Origin of the sequence: Mycobacterium sp. SMC-21 (genome assembly GCF_045310825.1) — a bacterium.
Classification (GTDB): Bacteria; Actinomycetota; Actinomycetes; order Mycobacteriales; family Mycobacteriaceae; genus Mycobacterium.
Map to the genome: position 1 here is coordinate 206,151 of NZ_JBJIAO010000006.1, position 16,691 is coordinate 222,841.

At 69.0% G+C, this 16,691-nt stretch carries 16 protein-coding genes; 3 read left to right on the top strand and 13 right to left on the bottom strand.

The annotated features are described in order from the left end of the window. Positions 1-2: 2 nt before the first annotated feature. Together ACJH6H_RS09385 and ACJH6H_RS09390 are read right to left on the bottom strand one after the other, a co-directional pair. Positions 3-563, bottom strand: a complete 561-nt coding sequence (locus ACJH6H_RS09385; protein ID WP_406774721.1) for a hemerythrin domain-containing protein — start codon at positions 561-563, stop codon at positions 3-5. 75 nt (positions 564-638) lie between these two features. Beyond that, the gene (locus ACJH6H_RS09390) at positions 639-1,658 is read right to left on the bottom strand and encodes an iron-containing redox enzyme family protein (protein ID WP_406774722.1); all 1,020 of its coding nucleotides are present in this window, start codon (positions 1,656-1,658) and stop codon (positions 639-641) included. 79 nt (positions 1,659-1,737) lie between these two features. Between ACJH6H_RS09390 and ACJH6H_RS09395 the strand changes: the two genes are divergently transcribed. Next, positions 1,738-3,204, top strand: a complete 1,467-nt coding sequence (locus ACJH6H_RS09395; RefSeq protein ID WP_406774723.1) for an aminotransferase class I/II-fold pyridoxal phosphate-dependent enzyme — start codon at positions 1,738-1,740, stop codon at positions 3,202-3,204. Between the two features lie 55 nt (positions 3,205-3,259). After that, positions 3,260-3,559, top strand: coding sequence for a hypothetical protein (locus tag ACJH6H_RS09400; protein ID WP_318984500.1), 300 nt, complete (start codon positions 3,260-3,262; stop codon positions 3,557-3,559). Between the two features lies 1 nt (position 3,560). On the opposite strand, the gene ACJH6H_RS09405 is transcribed toward ACJH6H_RS09400, so the two are convergent. From ACJH6H_RS09405 to ACJH6H_RS09445, 9 genes are read right to left on the bottom strand one after another with little or no spacing between them, the layout of a single operon-like run. Then, complete coding sequence (locus tag ACJH6H_RS09405; protein WP_406774724.1) at positions 3,561-4,853, bottom strand: UDP-glucose dehydrogenase family protein; 1,293 nt, start codon at positions 4,851-4,853, stop codon at positions 3,561-3,563. Further along, the gene (locus ACJH6H_RS09410; RefSeq protein ID WP_406774725.1) at positions 4,850-5,812 is read right to left on the bottom strand and encodes a glycosyltransferase family 9 protein; all 963 of its coding nucleotides are present in this window, start codon (positions 5,810-5,812) and stop codon (positions 4,850-4,852) included. The genes ACJH6H_RS09405 and ACJH6H_RS09410 overlap by 4 nt, the downstream gene beginning before the upstream one ends. Then, positions 5,803-6,486: an SDR family oxidoreductase gene (locus ACJH6H_RS09415; protein ID WP_406774726.1), complete on the bottom strand. Its 684-nt coding sequence runs from the start codon at positions 6,484-6,486 to the stop codon at positions 5,803-5,805. Before ACJH6H_RS09415 ends, ACJH6H_RS09410 begins: the two co-directional genes overlap by 10 nt. A gap of 16 nt (positions 6,487-6,502) precedes the next feature. Continuing rightward, positions 6,503-7,852, bottom strand: a complete 1,350-nt coding sequence (locus ACJH6H_RS09420) for a PfkB family carbohydrate kinase (RefSeq protein ID WP_406774727.1) — start codon at positions 7,850-7,852, stop codon at positions 6,503-6,505. Further along, positions 7,845-8,414: an SIS domain-containing protein gene (locus ACJH6H_RS09425; protein ID WP_318984495.1), complete on the bottom strand. Its 570-nt coding sequence runs from the start codon at positions 8,412-8,414 to the stop codon at positions 7,845-7,847. The genes ACJH6H_RS09420 and ACJH6H_RS09425 overlap by 8 nt, the downstream gene beginning before the upstream one ends. Beyond that, positions 8,374-9,423, bottom strand: a complete 1,050-nt coding sequence (locus ACJH6H_RS09430; protein WP_406774728.1) for a glycosyltransferase family 9 protein — start codon at positions 9,421-9,423, stop codon at positions 8,374-8,376. Before ACJH6H_RS09430 ends, ACJH6H_RS09425 begins: the two co-directional genes overlap by 41 nt. Further along, entirely contained in the window at positions 9,420-10,922 is a 1,503-nt protein-coding gene (locus ACJH6H_RS09435) for an HAD-IIIA family hydrolase (RefSeq protein WP_406774729.1), read from the bottom strand. The genes ACJH6H_RS09430 and ACJH6H_RS09435 overlap by 4 nt, the downstream gene beginning before the upstream one ends. Next, positions 10,919-12,544, bottom strand: coding sequence for a carbamoyltransferase (locus ACJH6H_RS09440; RefSeq protein ID WP_406774730.1), 1,626 nt, complete (start codon positions 12,542-12,544; stop codon positions 10,919-10,921). The genes ACJH6H_RS09435 and ACJH6H_RS09440 overlap by 4 nt, the downstream gene beginning before the upstream one ends. Positions 12,545-12,546: 2 nt before the next feature. Next, positions 12,547-13,500, bottom strand: coding sequence for an NAD-dependent epimerase/dehydratase family protein (locus tag ACJH6H_RS09445; protein WP_318984491.1), 954 nt, complete (start codon positions 13,498-13,500; stop codon positions 12,547-12,549). Between the two features lie 40 nt (positions 13,501-13,540). Here ACJH6H_RS09445 and ACJH6H_RS09450 point away from each other — a divergent pair, with 40 nt between their 5' ends. After that, positions 13,541-14,491 (top strand): glycosyltransferase family 2 protein, encoded by a 951-nt coding sequence (locus ACJH6H_RS09450; RefSeq protein WP_406774731.1) that lies wholly within the window; start codon positions 13,541-13,543, stop codon positions 14,489-14,491. Here ACJH6H_RS09450 and ACJH6H_RS09455 read toward each other — a convergent pair. Beyond that, entirely contained in the window at positions 14,419-15,651 is a 1,233-nt protein-coding gene (locus tag ACJH6H_RS09455; RefSeq protein WP_406774732.1) for a glycosyltransferase, read from the bottom strand. The two genes, ACJH6H_RS09450 and ACJH6H_RS09455, sit on opposite strands and share 73 nt — an antisense overlap. A 15-nt stretch (positions 15,652-15,666) precedes the next feature. After that, positions 15,667-16,647, bottom strand: a complete 981-nt coding sequence (locus ACJH6H_RS09460) for a glycosyltransferase (protein WP_406774733.1) — start codon at positions 16,645-16,647, stop codon at positions 15,667-15,669. Positions 16,648-16,691 lie beyond the last annotated feature (44 nt).

The window sequence follows — 16,691 nt, forward strand, 5'->3', positions numbered from 1 at the left end:
ACTCAGCGGGCGCTCGAGATCACGTCCCGGACCCGGTCGAGCATGGCGGCGAACGGCCCGACGATGAGGTTCGCGGCCGGGGACTCCACGCCGGGGTGCGGCCGGGTCGGCGCGACTGCTTCGGCGAGTTTGGCGATCTCGCCCATGCGCTCGAGCTCCTGCTGCGAAAGCTCCGTTCCGAGCTTGGCGAACTCTTCCGCCTCCTCATGCTCGGCGTGCGCGATCACCGCGTCGCGGAGTTTCGTCAGCTTGGCGGTGAATTCCTTGCTGTCGACATCGAGCGACTCCAGTTCGGAGAGCAGCTTTTTCGCCTCGTGCTCCTCTTCCAGTCGGGCATCGACGACCTTCTCGCCGCCGGGCAGCTTCTGCTTCGCCCGCGGATGGACGATCTCTTCCTCGGCGGTTTCGTGCACCGCGAGGAGCCTGCGCAGATCCCGGAACGACCTCGCTCTCTCGTCGCCGGCCAGCACCAGGGTCTCGGTGAACAGTGACTTGATCTGCTCGTGCTGATCAGTGAGGAGATCGATCACGTCTGACGGGGATTTGAGGGCATGAGAAGCCATATTTCCTCCTGTGAGAACGTCTGACGCGCTCGGGCTGTGAGCGCGTCCCCCACCGATTACCCGGTGCGCCGACGGTCAAACGGGCCAGTGCTGCAGCGAGGTGCACCCGGCCGCCCAGCTGGACAACATGTGATCGGCCAGCCGCCCCTCGACCGCGTCGAAGGCCCGAATGCCGAACACGACGTCCAGTTCCAGGCCCGGCTCGCGCGACAACAGGTCCGCCACGACGTCCTTGCGGACCACCTGTTCATGGACCGCGTCGGCCTCGACGTGCTCGCGGTAGAAGTCGACACACGGTCGCGGAGCACCAAGCCTCTTGAGGCCCTTGACAATTCGCTGCGACGCGGGCGACGAGGTCAGTTCGGTCGCGGCGAAGTGGCCGACCGCCGCGCCGCGCAGGTGGCGGTGCAGACCGAACATCGACATGAGGTTCACCGCAGCCAGCGTGCTGCCCGTCGCATTGCCGAGGTAGTGCAGGTAGTCGTTGCGCAGCCCCGCGGCGTCGAGCAGATCGGCGAACAGCCGCTGGTGCATGGTCGCGTAGCCGCCACGACCGCCGTATTCGTCGTATTCCACAGCCACGAACGCGGCTTTGGCGCGACCGGTCAACCGCGGAATGACCCACGACTGCGGATCGGCTTCCTTCAGGTGGTACAGCGAGCGGTGGACGAAGTACTCCTGCATCTGCGGCCACGTCGCCTGATCCTGGATATAGACGGACAGACTCGAATCATCAACAGGGTCGGCGTCACAGCGGGCCAGCTCGGCGTGCGCCGTACTATCCGGGCTGATCTCGCCGACGAGTTCCCGGACCGCCGCCAGGAACCGCTCCTCGATGCGATGGCGAACATCGAGCAGGGCGGGATTCCATTCCCACTTTTCGTCGGTGTCCGTAAAACCCCGGTAATGCAGTTCGTAGCAGACATACAGCGCCAGCTGCAGGTCGAGTCCGAAGGGGTCCGCGTTCCCGAGCGGTAGCTGTATCCGCGTCAGGTACTGCGTGGGCAACCGCTCACCGAGCAGTCCTATCACCACATCGGACACGGGACCACGGGGGTCCGGTAGCAAAGGCTGAACCAGTTCTTCTGTGCACATGAGACCTCCCCGATACCCGCAGGCGTGGGAAGCTAAACCCGGGTGTAGACGCCGGCACTACGGGTATCCCCGAGACATCATGAATCAGTCTGAGACACCCCTGCTCGATGCGCTTGTCCGCTATCGCTCGATCGGCGAGTACGGCTTCACCCCTCCCGGCCATCGGCAGGGGCGTGGCACCGATGCCCGCGTACTGGATGCCCTGGGCGCGCAGCCGTTCTGGAATGACGTGCTGGCCAGCGGCGGCTTGGACGATCACCGCAACTCGAATGGGTATCTGCGGCACGCCGAGGACCTGATGGCCGCCGCTGTCGGCGCCGACATGGCGTGGTTCTCGACATGCGGCAGCTCGTTGTCGGTGAAGGCCGCCATGATGGCGGTGGCCGGCGGCGACGGCAGCCTGCTGGTGGGCCGCGACAGCCACAAATCGATCGTTGCGGGCCTGGTGTTCTCCGGGGTGCTCCCCCGCTGGATCAGCCCGCGCTGGGATGCCGAACGGCACCTGTCCCACCCGCCGTCGCCGCAGGACGTCGCCGACGGCTGGAAGCGGTACCCCGACGCCGCCGGCGCACTGATCGTCAGCCCGTCCCCGTACGGCACCTGCGCCGACCTCGCGGGCATCGCAGAGGTCTGTCACGCGGAGGGCAAACCGCTGATCGTCGACGAAGCCTGGGGTGCGCACCTGCCGTTCCACGAGGACCTGCCCACATGGGCAATGGATGCCGGCGCCGACATCTGTGTGGTCAGCGTGCACAAGATGGGTGCCGGATTCGAGCAGGGCTCGGTGTTTCACGTGCAGGGCGACCTGATCGACGACCGCAGGCTTGCCGCCTGCGCCGACCTGCTGACGACCACCAGTCCCAGCGTGCCCATGTACGCGGCGATGGACGGCTGGCGGCGACAGATGGTCGAGGACGGCCATCGACTGCTCGGTGCCGCGCTCCGGCTGTCCGACGAGCTACGCCGCGATCTCGAACACATCGACGGCCTGCATGTACTCGAGGATGAACTGCTCGGCGTCGAGGCGTCCCATGACCTGGACCGGCTCCAGGTTCTGGTCGACGTATCGGCCACCGGCATGTCGGGTTACCAGGCCCAGCAGTGGTTGCGGAAACAACACCACATCGACGTCGGCCTGGCGGATCACCGCCGAATCCTGATCACGCTGTCGATGGCCGACGACCGCGAGACGATCCGGCCACTGGTGGTGGCGCTGCGCCAGTTGCCCACGGCCGCTGCGGATTTCGAACCACCGCCGCACGTCCAGCTGCCGGCGCCCGAAGACCTGCAGCTGGAGACGATCCAATCACCGCGGGACGCGTTCTTCGGCCCGGTGGAGACGGTGCCCGTCGAGATGGCGGCCGGACGCGTCTCGGCCGAACAGATCACGCCCTATCCGCCCGGTATACCGGCCGTCGTCCCCGGCGAACTGATCAACGCCGAGGTCCTGGACTACCTGCGGACCGGCATCGCCGCGGGCATGTACCTGCCGGACCCCGCCGATCCCGAGCTCAAATCGGTGCGGGTCACCGCACCGCGGGTGTAGAACCGCCCGGCACCGGGCATTAGAACGTCGAGGACTGATCCCCAGGAGGCATCCCATGAAAGACCCCGTCGACCATGCTCGCACCACCCGGCCGCATGCCGGCGAAACCTTCAAGGACGGCACGAACGCCCCGGGCCTGGTGGCGGTCGGCCTGGCGGTGGCGACCTTGGTCGTGAGCTTGTACTTCTTCGCCGACGGCCGAGCGGACACCGGTGGAGTGGCCCTGGCGATCGCGGCAGTGCTGGCCGTGGGGGGCGGCGCCTGGCTCTACGCGCGGCACCGCCGCATCCGGCGCCGTGAACTCGACTACCTCGAAACGCACCCCGGTGCGCCGCGGACGCCGCCGACGAGCTGATTCAGAAACCTGGGCTCCTCCCGTTGCCCAGGTAGCGCAGACCGGCGGCGGTCACCGTCCGCGGGTCGAGCACGTTCCGGGTGTCGATCACGACAGCGTCGGGCGCATGTTGCGCGATGCGCGGCCAGTCGAGGTCCCGGAACACCGGCCATTCCGTCAGTACGACGAGCGCGTCGGCCCCCTTGGCCGCGGTGTAGACATCGTCGACCGCGGTGACCCCGTTGTCGCGCAACACTTTCGGGTCGATCACCGCCAGCTGCGGATCGTATCCCCGGACCTCCGCGCCGTGCTGCGCGAGCGCTGCCGCGATGGTCAGCGCCGGCGAATCCCGGACGTCGGGGGTACCGGCCTTGAAGGTCAGGCCCAGCGCCGTGATGCGCGCCGATGCGACGGGTTCGGCCATGGCGGCCGACACGGCCCGCACCACCCGGGGGGCCTGCGCCGCGTTGGTGTCGCGCGAGGCGGCCACCTCGCGCAGCGCCACGCCGTGCCGCCGCGACGTATACAACAGCGCCGCGCTGTCTTTGGGCAGGCAGGAACCGCCCCAGCCGGGTCCGGGCTGCAGGAACTGCCCACCGATGCGGGCATCGGCGCCCATGCAGCGGGTGACGTCGGCGATGTCCGCGCCGACCTCGGCGCACAATGCGGCCAGCGAGTTGACGTACGAGAGCTTCACCGCCAGAAAGGCATTGCTGGCGTACTTGGCCAGCTCTGCGCTTTCCGGCGCCATCCGGAGCACCGAATCGGCAGTCGCCCCGTACAGGGCACCGACCCGGTCGGCGGCGGTGTCATCCGTGGCGCCGATGAGGACCCGGTCCGGCTCGCGGGCATCGGCCACCGCATGGCTCTCGCGCAGGAACTCCGGGTTGGATACCACGTGGATCCCCTTGTCGCGCACCGCGGTGGCGATGTCTCGGGTGGTACCGACCGGCACCGTGGATTTGACGGCGATCACGCTGCCCGGCGACAGGACCTGGCGCAGTTCGGTGACGGCCGACCACACCGCGCTCAGATCGGCGGCGCCGTCGGCACCGCTCGGTGTCGGCACGCACACGAACACCACGTCGCAATCCGACAATGCGTCGAAATCGGCACTGAAGCACAGGGTTTGGTCGGCGAGGCCTGACGTCAGGAGCTCGGTCAAGCCGGGTTCGTCGACCGTGGCGACACCTCGGCGCAGCTGCGCCACCCGGGCGGTGTCGGTGTCGACACACACCGTGCGATGTCCCCGCTCGGCCAAACACACCGCAGTGGTGAGGCCGACGTAGCCCGCACCGACCGTGCCCGCCGTCATACGCGTTCCTTCAGTACGCCTTCTGTCGCCGCGATCACCCGTTCGACGGTGATGAGCAGCAATCCCCGATCTGGCCGGTCGGCGTGCGGGTCGCCCTGATCACCGGCCCACAACACGATGTGGGGGCCGGTGCCGGGCGGTCCCCACCGAGCCGGCGGCGTCGGGCCGAACAGCAGCACCGACGGCGTCCCCGTCGCCGTGGCGATGTGGCCGATGCCGGTGTCCCCACAGATGACCAATCGGCTGTCACTGATCAATGCCACCGTGCCCATCAGCCCGAGGCGGCCGGCCAGCACCGCACTGTCGGGCAATCCGGCGCCCGCGGCGACCGCTCGGGCCAGGTCGAGTTCAGCGCTCGACCCGGTGATGACGACGCGCTCGCCGGCCCGGTGCAGCGCCGCGGCGACGGCCGCGAAGCGCTCGGCCGGCCAACGCCGGGCCGGCGCCGAGGCCCCGGGATGGATCACCACCGAGCCGGAGCGGTCCGGGTAGCCACGCGGCCGGCTGATGGCGAGATCGCCTGGGTCACAGGCGATGCCGGCCCATTCCAGCAACCCGCACCAGCGCGCCACGTCGTGCACGTCCTCCCGCCACGGTGGCCCCGCGTATTGGCGAAAGGCATCATGCCGGTGAGTCAGCAGCGCTCCCGGACGCATTGCGGCCAGATCAGCGATGCTCTCCGGGCCGCTGCCGTGCAGATTGACGGCCAGATCGGGCGGGCGGCGCCGCGGGTGCAGCCGCCCGAGCTCCGGTGTCGCGTCGACTTCGTCGACCGCACCCGACAGCAACGCCAGGCAGACATAGGGTTCCGGCGTGGCCAGCACGATCCGCGCATCCGGGTAGGCCCGGCGCAATCCGCGCAGGGCCGGAAAACTGGTCAGCAGGTCACCGAGACCGAGCGCACGCAACACCAGGATGTCGCGCGGTGCACCGATGGTGTCGGCCCACCTCACGGCCACGAGGGCTCCGTCGATTGACACACGACCAACTCCCGAATCTCGCATCCGGCCGGCTGCGACAACGCGAATATCACGGTGTCGGCGACGTGTTCGGGGTCGTTCAGTTTGGCGTCGGGCGGCGGCTTGTACTGCTCGTCGCGGTCGTCGAAGAACGCGGTCCGCATACCGCCGGGGATCAGCGTCGTGACGCCGACCTCTCCGGCCAGCTCGGCGGCGAGCGCACGGCTGAAGCCGATGACGCCGAATTTCGACGCGCAGTACGCCGTGGCGTCACTGACCGCCTTGAGGCCCAGCGTCGACGCGCAGGTGACGATGCGTCCATGTGCCGCTTTGAGATACGGCAGTGCCGACCGCACCGCCGCCGCGGTTCCCAGCAGGTTGACGTGCACGACCCGCTCCCAGTCCTTGACCGGTACGTCCGCCAGCTTGCCGCACGAATCGATGCCGGCCGCGGTGAACAGTCCGTCCACCTGCCCGCCGCACTCGTCCGCCAGCAGGGCCACCGCGGCCTCGACCGCATCGGCGTCGGCAAGGTCCGCGCACTGGAACGGCACCGGCACCGACGGGATGTCGCGATCGATCACCATGGGCCGACCACCCTGCGCGGCAATCCTTTTCACGGTCGCGGCGCCGAGCCCCGAGGACCCGCCGGTGATGATGACGTTACCGATCATGGCTTGTTCCCTTCGTTCACGATCGCGCTGCGGCGATCAGATTGGATGACGAGTAACCGGCGACGGTCGGCAGCAGGACCACCTCACCGCCGTACCGGCGGACGACCTCGGCCTCGGGCAGTGGCGCGTCGGCGTAGTCGCCGCCTTTCACCCACACATCGGGGCGCAGCCGGGCCAGTGCCTGCGCGGGCGAGTCTTCGTCGAACACCAGCACCGCGTCGACGCAGGCCAATGCCGACAGCACGCGGGCGCGGTCGGCCGCTGCCATCACCGGCCGACCCGCGCCTTTGAGGGCACGCACCGAACGGTCCGAGTTGATCAGGACCACGAGCGCGTCGCCCAACAGCCGGGCCTGGCGCAGCAACCGGACATGGCCGGTGTGCAGCAGGTCGAAGCAACCGCCCGCGGCCACCACCGTCGTCGCACGTGCCCGCAGCCGCTGCCGCACGGTTTCGATGTCACCGGTCAGCGCTTCGAACTCACCGCCGTCATCCGGCACATCGGTCACCGGCGTCGACACCGCGCCGGCGCCACCGGCCGCGACGAACTGCCCGGCCACACCGACCGCGGTGGTGACGGCCGAGCGCACGTCCTGCCCGTTACCCAGTTCAGTTGCCACCGACACCGCGAACCGGTCGCCGGCACCACAGGAATCACCTCCGGACACCCGGCCGACGAGCGATGGAATCTGCACGGTGCCAAGCGGTTCCGTATCGAGTACCGCACCTTGTGCGCCACACGTGACGCAGACCGCCGCGGCCTGCCAGTCCTTGCGCAGGGACGCCGCCGAGCGGCCGACCGCTTCGGCCTGGTTGGGCGTGACCAGTCGGCACCCGCGAACCGGGTCGCTTCCCCGCGGATGCGGATCCCACACGACCGGCACCCGCTGCGCCGCCGCCGACAACAGCGCCCGCAGCCCGGCATGGGCGGTGACGCCGCGCCCGTAATCGGCCACGCAGATCACCGCGGCATGCGCGATCGCATCCGCCGCCTCGGCGGGAACCTCGTCAGGAGCGGCGGTACCCGAACCCCGGTCGATCCGCAGCACGCACTGGCCGCGAGCCCGGACCCGGGTCTTGCATACCGTGCCGCCGAGCATCGGCAGCGGCACCACCCGGACACCCGCGCTGGACAAGAGCCCGGTCAGTTGACGACCGTCGCGGTCGTCGGCGACAGCGGTCACCAACGTCACGTCGTCGGCCGACCGGGCGGCCAGCAGCGCCGCGAGACCGGCGCCACCGGGACGATGCCAGACCCGCTCGGTGTCGATCACGGGCACCGGGGCGTCCGGACTCAGCCGCTCGGCCGCCCCGTCGATATCGATGTCCAGCAGCGAATCGCCGACGATCACAATCGAATCAGCCACGCGGCACCACCTGGAGCCGCTCGTCGACCTCGATGCACAGCGCGTGGACCAGGAACAGATGCAGTTCCTGGACGGTGGCCGTCGAGGGCGCCTCCACGCAGATGGCGTCTTCGCAGATGGCGGCCAACGGATTCGGCGCCGGACCGGTCAGGGCCCAGGTGGTCATCCCGATCTCGTGGGCTGCCTTGACCGCCGCCAAGACGTTGGGGCTCGAACCGCTGGTGGACAAGGCGACCAGCACATCTCCGGGTCGGCCGTGCGCACGTACCCCGCGGGCGAACATCTCCTCGACCCCGTAGTCATTGACGATCGCGGTGAGTGCCGACGTATCCGCGTGTAAAGCGATGGCCGACAACGGATTCCGTTCGTCACGGAAGCGGCCCACCAGCTCGGCGGTGAGATGCTGGGCCTCGGCCGCGCTACCACCGTTGCCGCAGGCGAGCAGTCGCCCTCCGCCGTCGAGCAGGTCCGCGAGTCGGCAGCCCCACCGGCTCAACCGTGGTGCCTCGATGCCGATCCGGTCAACGGCCTGCGCCAACGCCGAGATGTGCGCTGTGATCATGGCTTTCTCCCAACTGAGTGACTGCCGCCAGCACCTCCGCGTCGGAGATGCCGTCCAGGCAGGGATGGCCGCGCACCGGGCACGTGCGGGCCCGGGTGCCCCGGCACGGTGCGGACTGATCACCGAGCCGAATGACGTTGCGCGTGTATGGACTCCATTGACTGGCGGGAACCACGGGGGCGAACAGCGACACCAGTGGCGCACCGACCGCCGCGGCCAGGTGCGCGGGTCCGGTATTGGGTACGACGACCGCGTTGGCGTGCCGGAACACCGCGGACAATTCGCCGAGGGTGGTCCGGCCGCCCAAATCCAGTGCCGCCGTTCCCGCGACCTGCGCGGTGAGCCGACGTTCGCCCGGACTCCCGGTGACCAGTACGCGATGCCCCGCGCCCACCAGGGCCCGCACCATGGCCGCGCTGCGCGCCGCGCTGGGCCGGCGGGCCGGGACCGCCGCACCCGGGTGGAACACCACATATCCCCCGCCACCGAGTTCGCCCTGCAAGTGGTCCGGCAGCTCCCGGTGCCGCACCCGCAGCGCGCCGTCGTCGCTGTCGGGTAGCTGACAGCCACCGGCACATACCAGCGAAAGGGCCCGCAACGGCTCGGGAACGTCGGGCGTCACATGGTGACGGAGGTCGAGCAGGGTCCCGGGATAGTCGTCGCAGATGGCGCCGATCCACGGCACCTCCGCCATCCGGCACAGCAATGCCAGCGGCAGCGGCGACTGGTGGAACGAGGTGGAGATGTACACCCGCTGCGGCGCGATGGCCCGCAGCGCCGCGATCAGCCGGAAGGCGTGCTCGCTCGTGAGATCCGGTGAGTCGAAGTCGACCCACGGTGCCTGCCACTCGACGATTTCGTCGACCCCGGGGAGCAGCTCGGCGGCGGCGCGACCGCGGGGACCCACCAGCATGGTCACATTGCTGTGGGCGGCGACGGCGCGGACGGCCGGCCCGGTGATCAACACATCGCCCGCGCTGTCCAGCCTGGCGAACACCGTCGTGCTCATCGGCACTCCCGCAGGACGAGATTGACCGCGTCGGTGAGCGTCGACGCCACTCGCGCTCGGCGGCAAGCAGATTCGATCTCCTGCGGCAACGTGCGGGCCGTGGGGACCAAGATGGCCTCGGCGTCCGCGGCCAGCGCTGCGTCGACATCGCTGCCGGTGTCCCCGATCAGGACGCAGCGCGACGCCGGCACACCGAGCGCCTCGGCGGCTGCGTGCACCATGCCGGGTGACGGTTTGCGGCAGAAGCAGCCGTCATCGGAGGCGTGCGGGCACACCTGCCAGGAATCGAACGGTCCCAACAGCGAATTGACCATCGCGTTGACGCTCTCCAGCTGATCCGGGCTGATCAGTCCGGTGGCGACACCGGACTGATTGGTCACGACGCCGAGCAGCAGTCCCTGTTCCCGTAGCCGATTCAGGGCCATCGCGGCGCCGGGCACCGGCACTACCCCGGCCGGGTCGTTGAGGTAGGGGCCGTCCTCGATGATGGTGTCGTCGCGGTCGAACAGCACTGCCAGCGGCGGTTCCTTGCGGGCACGGCAGAACATCCACGTGCCGCGGAGTCGGTGGCGCACCGCCACCGGCGGAATGACGACGCTGGTGATCAGCAGGCGGGCCGCCCAGAACAGCCCGCGCGGCCCGGAAAGGTAACGGCGCAGCCAGAATTCGGTGGTCAGCGCGGCCCAGACCGCAGCACCCACCCGCACCGGCCGGCGGCGCCGGGCCAGGACGCCCAGCACGGTGGTCAGGGCAGCCGCCGTGGTGACGGTGTGCGCTGCGATACGGCCACGGCCCTCCCCGATCGCGACTCTCCAGCCGCGACCATGTTTGCGGCGCATCAACGCGTCGTCGGTGTTGCCGACCTGTGCGCGGACCGCACTCAGCATGGTCGACCGAGCCACCGGGTGGATGGATCGCCTTGTGCCCCAGTCGATCCTGCCGCCGGCCCGGGTGATGCGCAGCGCCAGGTCGGAGTCTTCGCGGTAGGCCCGCGGAAACCGCTCGTCGAATCCGCCGACCTGGACCAGAGCCGAGCGGCGATAGGCCAGGTCCGCGGTGATCCACTGGGCGCCGGCCAATCTCTCGGTGCGGCGCTCGTCGTCGGTGAGCCGGCGCTGCGTCGGCACCGGAACCGCGATCCGCCCCTGAGAGCCGACCGCACCATCGGCGTCGGCGGCCGCCAGGTCACCCTTCAACGCGGCCAGCCACCCGTCGGCCGGCACCACATCGTCATCGAGAAAACAGATCCACCGCGCCGTCGCACTGCGCCAACCGACGTTGCGCGCGGCCGCGGGACCGCGTCCGCCGCTGCGCAGCACCGTCAGTGGCATCGTTGACACCGGCAGCAGCAACGGCGGCACAGCGCTGGGCCGATCATCGACGATGATCACTTCCTCCGGGCTGACACCTGGCGAATCACCGAGTGCGGCAATGAGGTCATGCAATGATGCCCGGCCGATGGTCGGGATCACGATGGCGGCGTCCAGGTGTGGGTTCATCTCACCCCCTGCGCGCGGCGTACCACGTAGGGACCGATCACGAGCATGTCGATCGGTGCGCTGCCGAAGCATTCGAGGGCGTCGCGTGGACTGTCCACCATGGGCCGGCCGGCGGTGTTGAAGCTGGTGTTCACCACCACCGGGACCCCGGTCAGCTCGGCGAATTGCGCGATGGTCGCGTGCAGTAGGGGCTGCGCGGTGGCGTCTACGGTCTGGATTCGCGCGGTGCCGTCCACATGGGTGACGGCGGGGATGCGCGGGCGCCAGTCCGGCGCGACGTCGTGCACGAACAGCATGTAGGGGCTCGGTATCGGGCCACCGCTGAAGATCTCGTCGGCCCGCTCGGCGAGCACCATGGGCGCGACGGGCCGGAACTGCTCGCGGCCCTTCACATCGTTGAGGCGCTCCAGGTTCTCCGAGCGTCGCGGATCGGCGAGCAGGGACCGGCAACCGAGGGCCCGCGGGCCGTACTCCGACCGTCCCTGAAACCAGCCGATGAGATTGTTGTCGGCAAGCGCTCGGGCGACGGTGCCGGCCAGATCTGCCGGGCGCTCGAACGGAACCGCTGCGGTGGTGAGGGTTTCGGCGATCTGCTCGTCGGACCAGTCCCGGCCGAGGGCCGCCGACGACATCGGGACGATCGGTTCGCCGGCTTCGGCGGCCAGCGCCAGCGCCGCACCGAGAGCCGTCCCGGCATCACCCGCGGCGGGCTGCACCCACACCCGACGGAACCCGCCGCGGCGGTGGATCTCGGTGTTGGCGACACAATTGAGTGCGACACCGCCGGCCAGGCAGAGGTTCTCGTGATCGGTGGCGTCGCGCAGCCAGTGCACCAGTTCGAGCAGCACGTCTTCGACGACCCGCTGCACGCTGCACGCGAGATCGACCCTGTCGTCCCAATCCGTGCCGAACGACGCCCAGTCGACCGGCCAGGTGCAGAAGCCGCCATCGCCGGTGGCGTATACGGATTCCCGCAGCCGATCGGCGAATCGCGGTTTGCCGTAGGACGACATCGCCATCACCTTGTATTCGTCGGACGACCGCTTGAACCCGAGGTGTTCGGTGAGCTCCTCGTACAGCAGTCCCAATGAATGCGGAAGGTCCTGGGCGGCAAGGATATCGAGCTTGTGGTTGGTGCAGCTGCCCGCGAGCATCGACGTGCTTTCGCCGCGGCCGTCGACGACCAGGACAGCACAATCCGGGTCGGGCGCCGCCAGGGCGCTGGACGCCGCGTGCGCGACATGGTGCCGCACAAACCGCACCTTGGCCGGATCCAGCCCGGGCAGTGCGGTTTTGAGGAAATGTGGGGCACGTTCGGCATACAGCGTGCGCAGGTATTCCCAGTCCCGGTCGAGGCCGCCGCGGTCGGCAGGGATGTCGCGCATCAATCGGGGGTCGTACGAGTAGCCCACCGCATCCAGGTCGGACGGCGCCAGCCCCGCGCGCTCCAGGCACCACCGGGCCGCCTGTACCGGAACCTCCCACGTCGCGAAGGGCACCGCGGACTTGCCGTGCTTGCGACGGCTGAACCGTTCTTCTTCCGCTGCGGCGATGATCTGGCCGTCCACCACCACGGCTGCGGCCGGATCGTGGAAGACCGCATTGATTCCGAGTATTCGCACTGCTAAACCCCCTGCCCGGCAAACCATTTGATGGTCTCCGACAACCCGTCGCGATAGCTGACCCGAGGCCTCCAGCCCAGCAGCGCCATCGCGGTGCTGATGTCCGGGCAGCGCCGGTGCGGATCGTCGGCGTCGGCCGGTTCGAACTCGATGGGCGAGGAACTGCCGGCGAGCTCCCGGATCAGCTCGGCGATCTGCAGGACCGTGAGCTCGTCGGGGTTACCGATGTTCACCGGTCCGGCACAATCGGATTCGCCGAGCGCGACCAGCGCGTCGACCGTGTCGTCCACATGGCACAGCGACCGCGTCTGCTGACCCGTGCCGTGCACCGTCAAGGGTGTACCCGCCAAGGCCTGCCGGCAAAACGTCGGGACGACACGTCCGTCGTCACCGCGCATGCCGGGTCCATAGGTGTTGAAGATGCGCGCCACACCCACGTCCGCCGAGTACGTCCGCCGGTGTGTGAACACCAGCGCCTCCGCGAACCGCTTCGCCTCGTCATACATGCTGCGCGGGCCGATGGGATTGACATTGCCCCAATAGGATTCGCGTTGCGGATGCTCGAGCGGGTCGCCATAGACCTCGCTCGTCGAGGCCAGCACCAGCCGCGCGCCGGTTTGGGCTGCCAGGCCCAGCGCGTTGGACGTCCCGGCCGAACCGACACGTAGCGTCTGCTCGGGCATCCGTTGGTAGTCGATGGGTGACGCCGGGGACGCAAGGTGGAACACCACGTCCAGTGGCCCGCCCGCGACGCTCGGATCCAGCTTGTCGGCGATGTCGAGCTGGACGAACCGGTAGCCCGGATACTGTGCGGCCAGGCCGATTCCGGCATCACCTGCGGTGCTGAGGTCGTCCACGCACGTCACCTCGTAACCATCACTGAGCAGGCGCCGGCAGAGATGCGTGCCGAGGAAGCCGGCGCCCCCGGTCACCAGTGCACGTCGTCGATCAGCCATGAGGGTTTGCCGTTCTGCTGGGCGGGTAGTGGGAGCCGTTGTGAACCAGGGCACCGAAGAGAAATTCACGTTCGTGATCGCCACACGTGATCGCGAGAGCGAACTGGCTGCCGTCGTCGAGCGACTGCTGCAGACGACGCACTGTGCGATCATCGTGGTCGACAACCATTCTCGTGACGGTTCGGTTGCCCGAATGCGTCAGCTCGCGCAGACCACCGACCGGCTCCGTGTGCTTCCACTCGGCTCGAACCTCGGTGCCGTGGCCCGCAATATCGGCGTCGCCGCGTGCCGAACTCCGTATGTCGCGTTCTGCGATGATGATTCGTGGTGGGCCGCTGACGCGATACCGCGGGCCACCGAAATCTTCGATACGCAACCGAACATCGGGCTGATCGCAGCCCGGACCGTGGTGTGGCCCGGTGATCGCGAGGACCCGGTGTCGAGCATGCTGGCCGCCAGCCCGCTGCCGCGCCGTTCCGGTCTGCCCGGGCCGCCGGTGCTCGGATTCCTGTCGTGTTCGGCGATGGTGCGCAAACGCGCCTTCCAGGCCGCGGGTGGCTTCAGCCCGATCCTGCACTTCCGCGGTGAAGAACAGCTGCTGGCAATGGACCTCGCCGCACTGGGCTGGGAGCTGTGCTACTGCGCCGAGCTGACCGCGATACACCGCCCGTCCGCGGTCCGGCCGCCGACGGCCGCGCAGGATGCCCGTGCGCTGCGTAACGCCACACTGACCACCTGGTTGCGCCGCCCGGCCAAGCAGTGTGCCGAGGCCACGGCCACGCTGCTCCGGGCGGCCATGAACGACCGGGAGCACGCGCGGGCCGCCCTGGAGGCGCTCTTGCGGGTGCCGGCCGTGCTGAGCGGGCGCCGGCTGCTGCCCGCGGAGGTCGAGGCGGCCGTCCGTCTGCTGGAGGCCCCTCATCCCGACAACGCCCGCGGCCGAGAGGGACGAGCATCGAACCAGAAGCCCGATGCCGCCAACCGGTCATAGATCCTCAGCGTCTCCGCCGCCACGCGGTCCCAGGAGTACCGGGCCTGCGCGCGATGACAGCCGGCCTCCCCCATAGCCCGGCGGCGCGTGTCGTCCGCCAGGAGTTCGTTGAGGACATCGGCGAGCAGATCAGGACGCCGCGGCGGCACCAGACGGCCGGTGACACCGTCGACAACGGTGTCGAGCATGCCACCGACCGCGGACGCCACCACCGGCACGCCACATGCCATCGCCTCCAGCGGGACGATCCCGAACGGTTCGTACCATGGGGTGCACGCGACAACGTCCGCCGAACGCAGCACCGCGGGCATATCGGCACGCTCCACCGACCCGTACAGCCGCACCCGCTTCGCGACGCCGAGCTCGCGGGCCAGCGCCAGTAGCCGCTGCGCCTCGCTGTCAGCACGCAACGCCGCCTTGTCGGGACCACCGACGATGACGAGTTCGGCGTCGGGTATCCACTGCAGCGCACGGATCATGACGTCGAATCCCTTGCGCTGCACGAACCGGCCGACGCTGACGATGCGCGGGCGCGCCCTACGGGCGGCGGCCCGCCCGTCGGGCCGGAACAACTTGAGGTCGACGCCGCACGGCACCACCGAGATCCGGGACCGCTCGCGGCCCAGACGCATCAGCTCGAAAACTTCATCGGTGCATGTCGCCGCCACCCAGGTGGCTTCCCTGGCCACCAGCTTCTCCAGCGTGAGCCGCTCCCGCGGACTAGTGTCCTGGTCCTTCTGGTATCTCCGTTTGACCACACCCAGCGCGTGAAACGTCTGCAGGGCAGGCAGATTCAGCTTTTTCGCCGCCAACTGCGTGGCAACGCCGGACATCCAGAAGTGGGCGTGCGTGACGTCGGGACGGGTCTGTGCCCACTCATCGTGGAGAAACCCGCCGAACTGCCCCATGTACGGCAACAGGTCGTCCTTGGGAACCGGGCGCGGCGGGCCGGCGGGCACATGCACCACCGTGTACCCCTCCGGCGCGATGACGCGCTCCGGGACGTCGGGATCGTCCCGACGGGTGTACACGTCCACCCGGTGCCCATGTCGACTGAGCGCCGCCGACAACGCCGCCACGTGGACGTTCTGTCCGCCCGCGTCGGCCCCGCCAAGTGCCGCAAGCGGATTCGCGTGCTCCGAGACCATGGCAATTCTCATCGTTCCCTCTTCCGGTCAGTGGCAGACGTCATCGATCACGCGGTTCCAGTCCGACAGGAACCGGTTCAGCGAGAAGTGTTCGGCAGCGAACTCGCGGGCGGCCTTGCCCGCCAGCGCTGCCGCGGCGGGATCGTTCACGAAGTCCTGCAGGCCTCGCGACAGGACCTTCACATCGGCGCCGACGACGCCCGCCCGGGACGGCACCACGAGCGGTGCCATCGTCGAGGCGACCGCCACGATCGGCATGCCGAGGTACATTGCCTCGACCAACGACAGTCCCAGCGATGTCCACCGCGCGGTATGCAGATACACGCGGCGGCGCGCGACTCGCCGCCACAGCTCGGGAGCGGGGACATCGCCTTTGCCCCGCAACCGATCTCGCGGGTCGGCCTGCCGGCGGTTGAGTTCCTTGGTGTCGATCCCCCACACCTCGATCGGAACAGCTCGCGACAACTCGCCGAGCAGGTCGGCGCCCACCGTGCGCCATCTGCGTAGCGGCTCGTTGATCATGGCCGCGGCCCCGGCGATGTCACCGGTGTAGAGCGGGCCGGGATCGGCGATGCCGTGATCGATGACCTTGGTCGGTGCAATTCCGTTGTCCCACATCAGCCTGTTGAATTCGGTGACATGGATCAGCGGGATGTCCCGCCGGTCGGCGAGCGGATGCACACTGTCCACCGCGTTCGGGCGCGGCGCGTTGTGCTCGACGTAGACGGCCGGCACGTCGACTCCGGGACGCCGCCGCAGCCACCGTTGTGCTTCGTCCAGTTCCCCGGGCCGCTGCAACACCACCAGGTCGACATCGGCAGCAGCCAGTTCCGAGAGCGGAATCTCTTGTGCTCGTGGCCAACTCCGGCCACACAAGCCACGCGCGTCACGATCGGGTGCCGCCGCCCCAACAGGCACGAGGTAGCGGTGCGGGCCGGCCACGAACGACTCCATCCAGGCGCCGTGCACATGCCACACCAGCACCGATCGCTCGCGGTCTGCTGTCATGCGGGCCGAGGTACCCGAGGGTTCGGCACTTAAACACCCGAAGT

Bases quoted from the DNA above. Each gene is read 5' to 3' on its own strand.
- ACJH6H_RS09460 (WP_406774733.1), bottom strand. From the start codon at position 16,647: ATGACAGCAGACCGCGAGCGATCGGTGCTGGTGTGGCATGTGCACGGC.
- ACJH6H_RS09455 (WP_406774732.1), bottom strand. From the start codon at position 15,651: ATGAGAATTGCCATGGTCTCGGAGCACGCGAATCCGCTTGCGGCACTT.
- ACJH6H_RS09405 (WP_406774724.1), bottom strand. From the start codon at position 4,853: ATGACGGCGGGCACGGTCGGTGCGGGCTACGTCGGCCTCACCACTGCG.
- ACJH6H_RS09445 (WP_318984491.1), bottom strand. From the start codon at position 13,500: ATGGCTGATCGACGACGTGCACTGGTGACCGGGGGCGCCGGCTTCCTC.
- ACJH6H_RS09415 (WP_406774726.1), bottom strand. From the start codon at position 6,486: ATGATCGGTAACGTCATCATCACCGGCGGGTCCTCGGGGCTCGGCGCC.
- ACJH6H_RS09390 (WP_406774722.1), bottom strand. From the start codon at position 1,658: ATGTGCACAGAAGAACTGGTTCAGCCTTTGCTACCGGACCCCCGTGGT.
- ACJH6H_RS09430 (WP_406774728.1), bottom strand. From the start codon at position 9,423: ATGAGCACGACGGTGTTCGCCAGGCTGGACAGCGCGGGCGATGTGTTG.
- ACJH6H_RS09400 (WP_318984500.1), top strand. From the start codon at position 3,260: ATGAAAGACCCCGTCGACCATGCTCGCACCACCCGGCCGCATGCCGGC.
- ACJH6H_RS09435 (WP_406774729.1), bottom strand. From the start codon at position 10,922: ATGAACCCACACCTGGACGCCGCCATCGTGATCCCGACCATCGGCCGG.
- ACJH6H_RS09395 (WP_406774723.1), top strand. From the start codon at position 1,738: ATGAATCAGTCTGAGACACCCCTGCTCGATGCGCTTGTCCGCTATCGC.
- ACJH6H_RS09425 (WP_318984495.1), bottom strand. From the start codon at position 8,414: ATGATCACAGCGCACATCTCGGCGTTGGCGCAGGCCGTTGACCGGATC.
- ACJH6H_RS09385 (WP_406774721.1), bottom strand. From the start codon at position 563: ATGGCTTCTCATGCCCTCAAATCCCCGTCAGACGTGATCGATCTCCTC.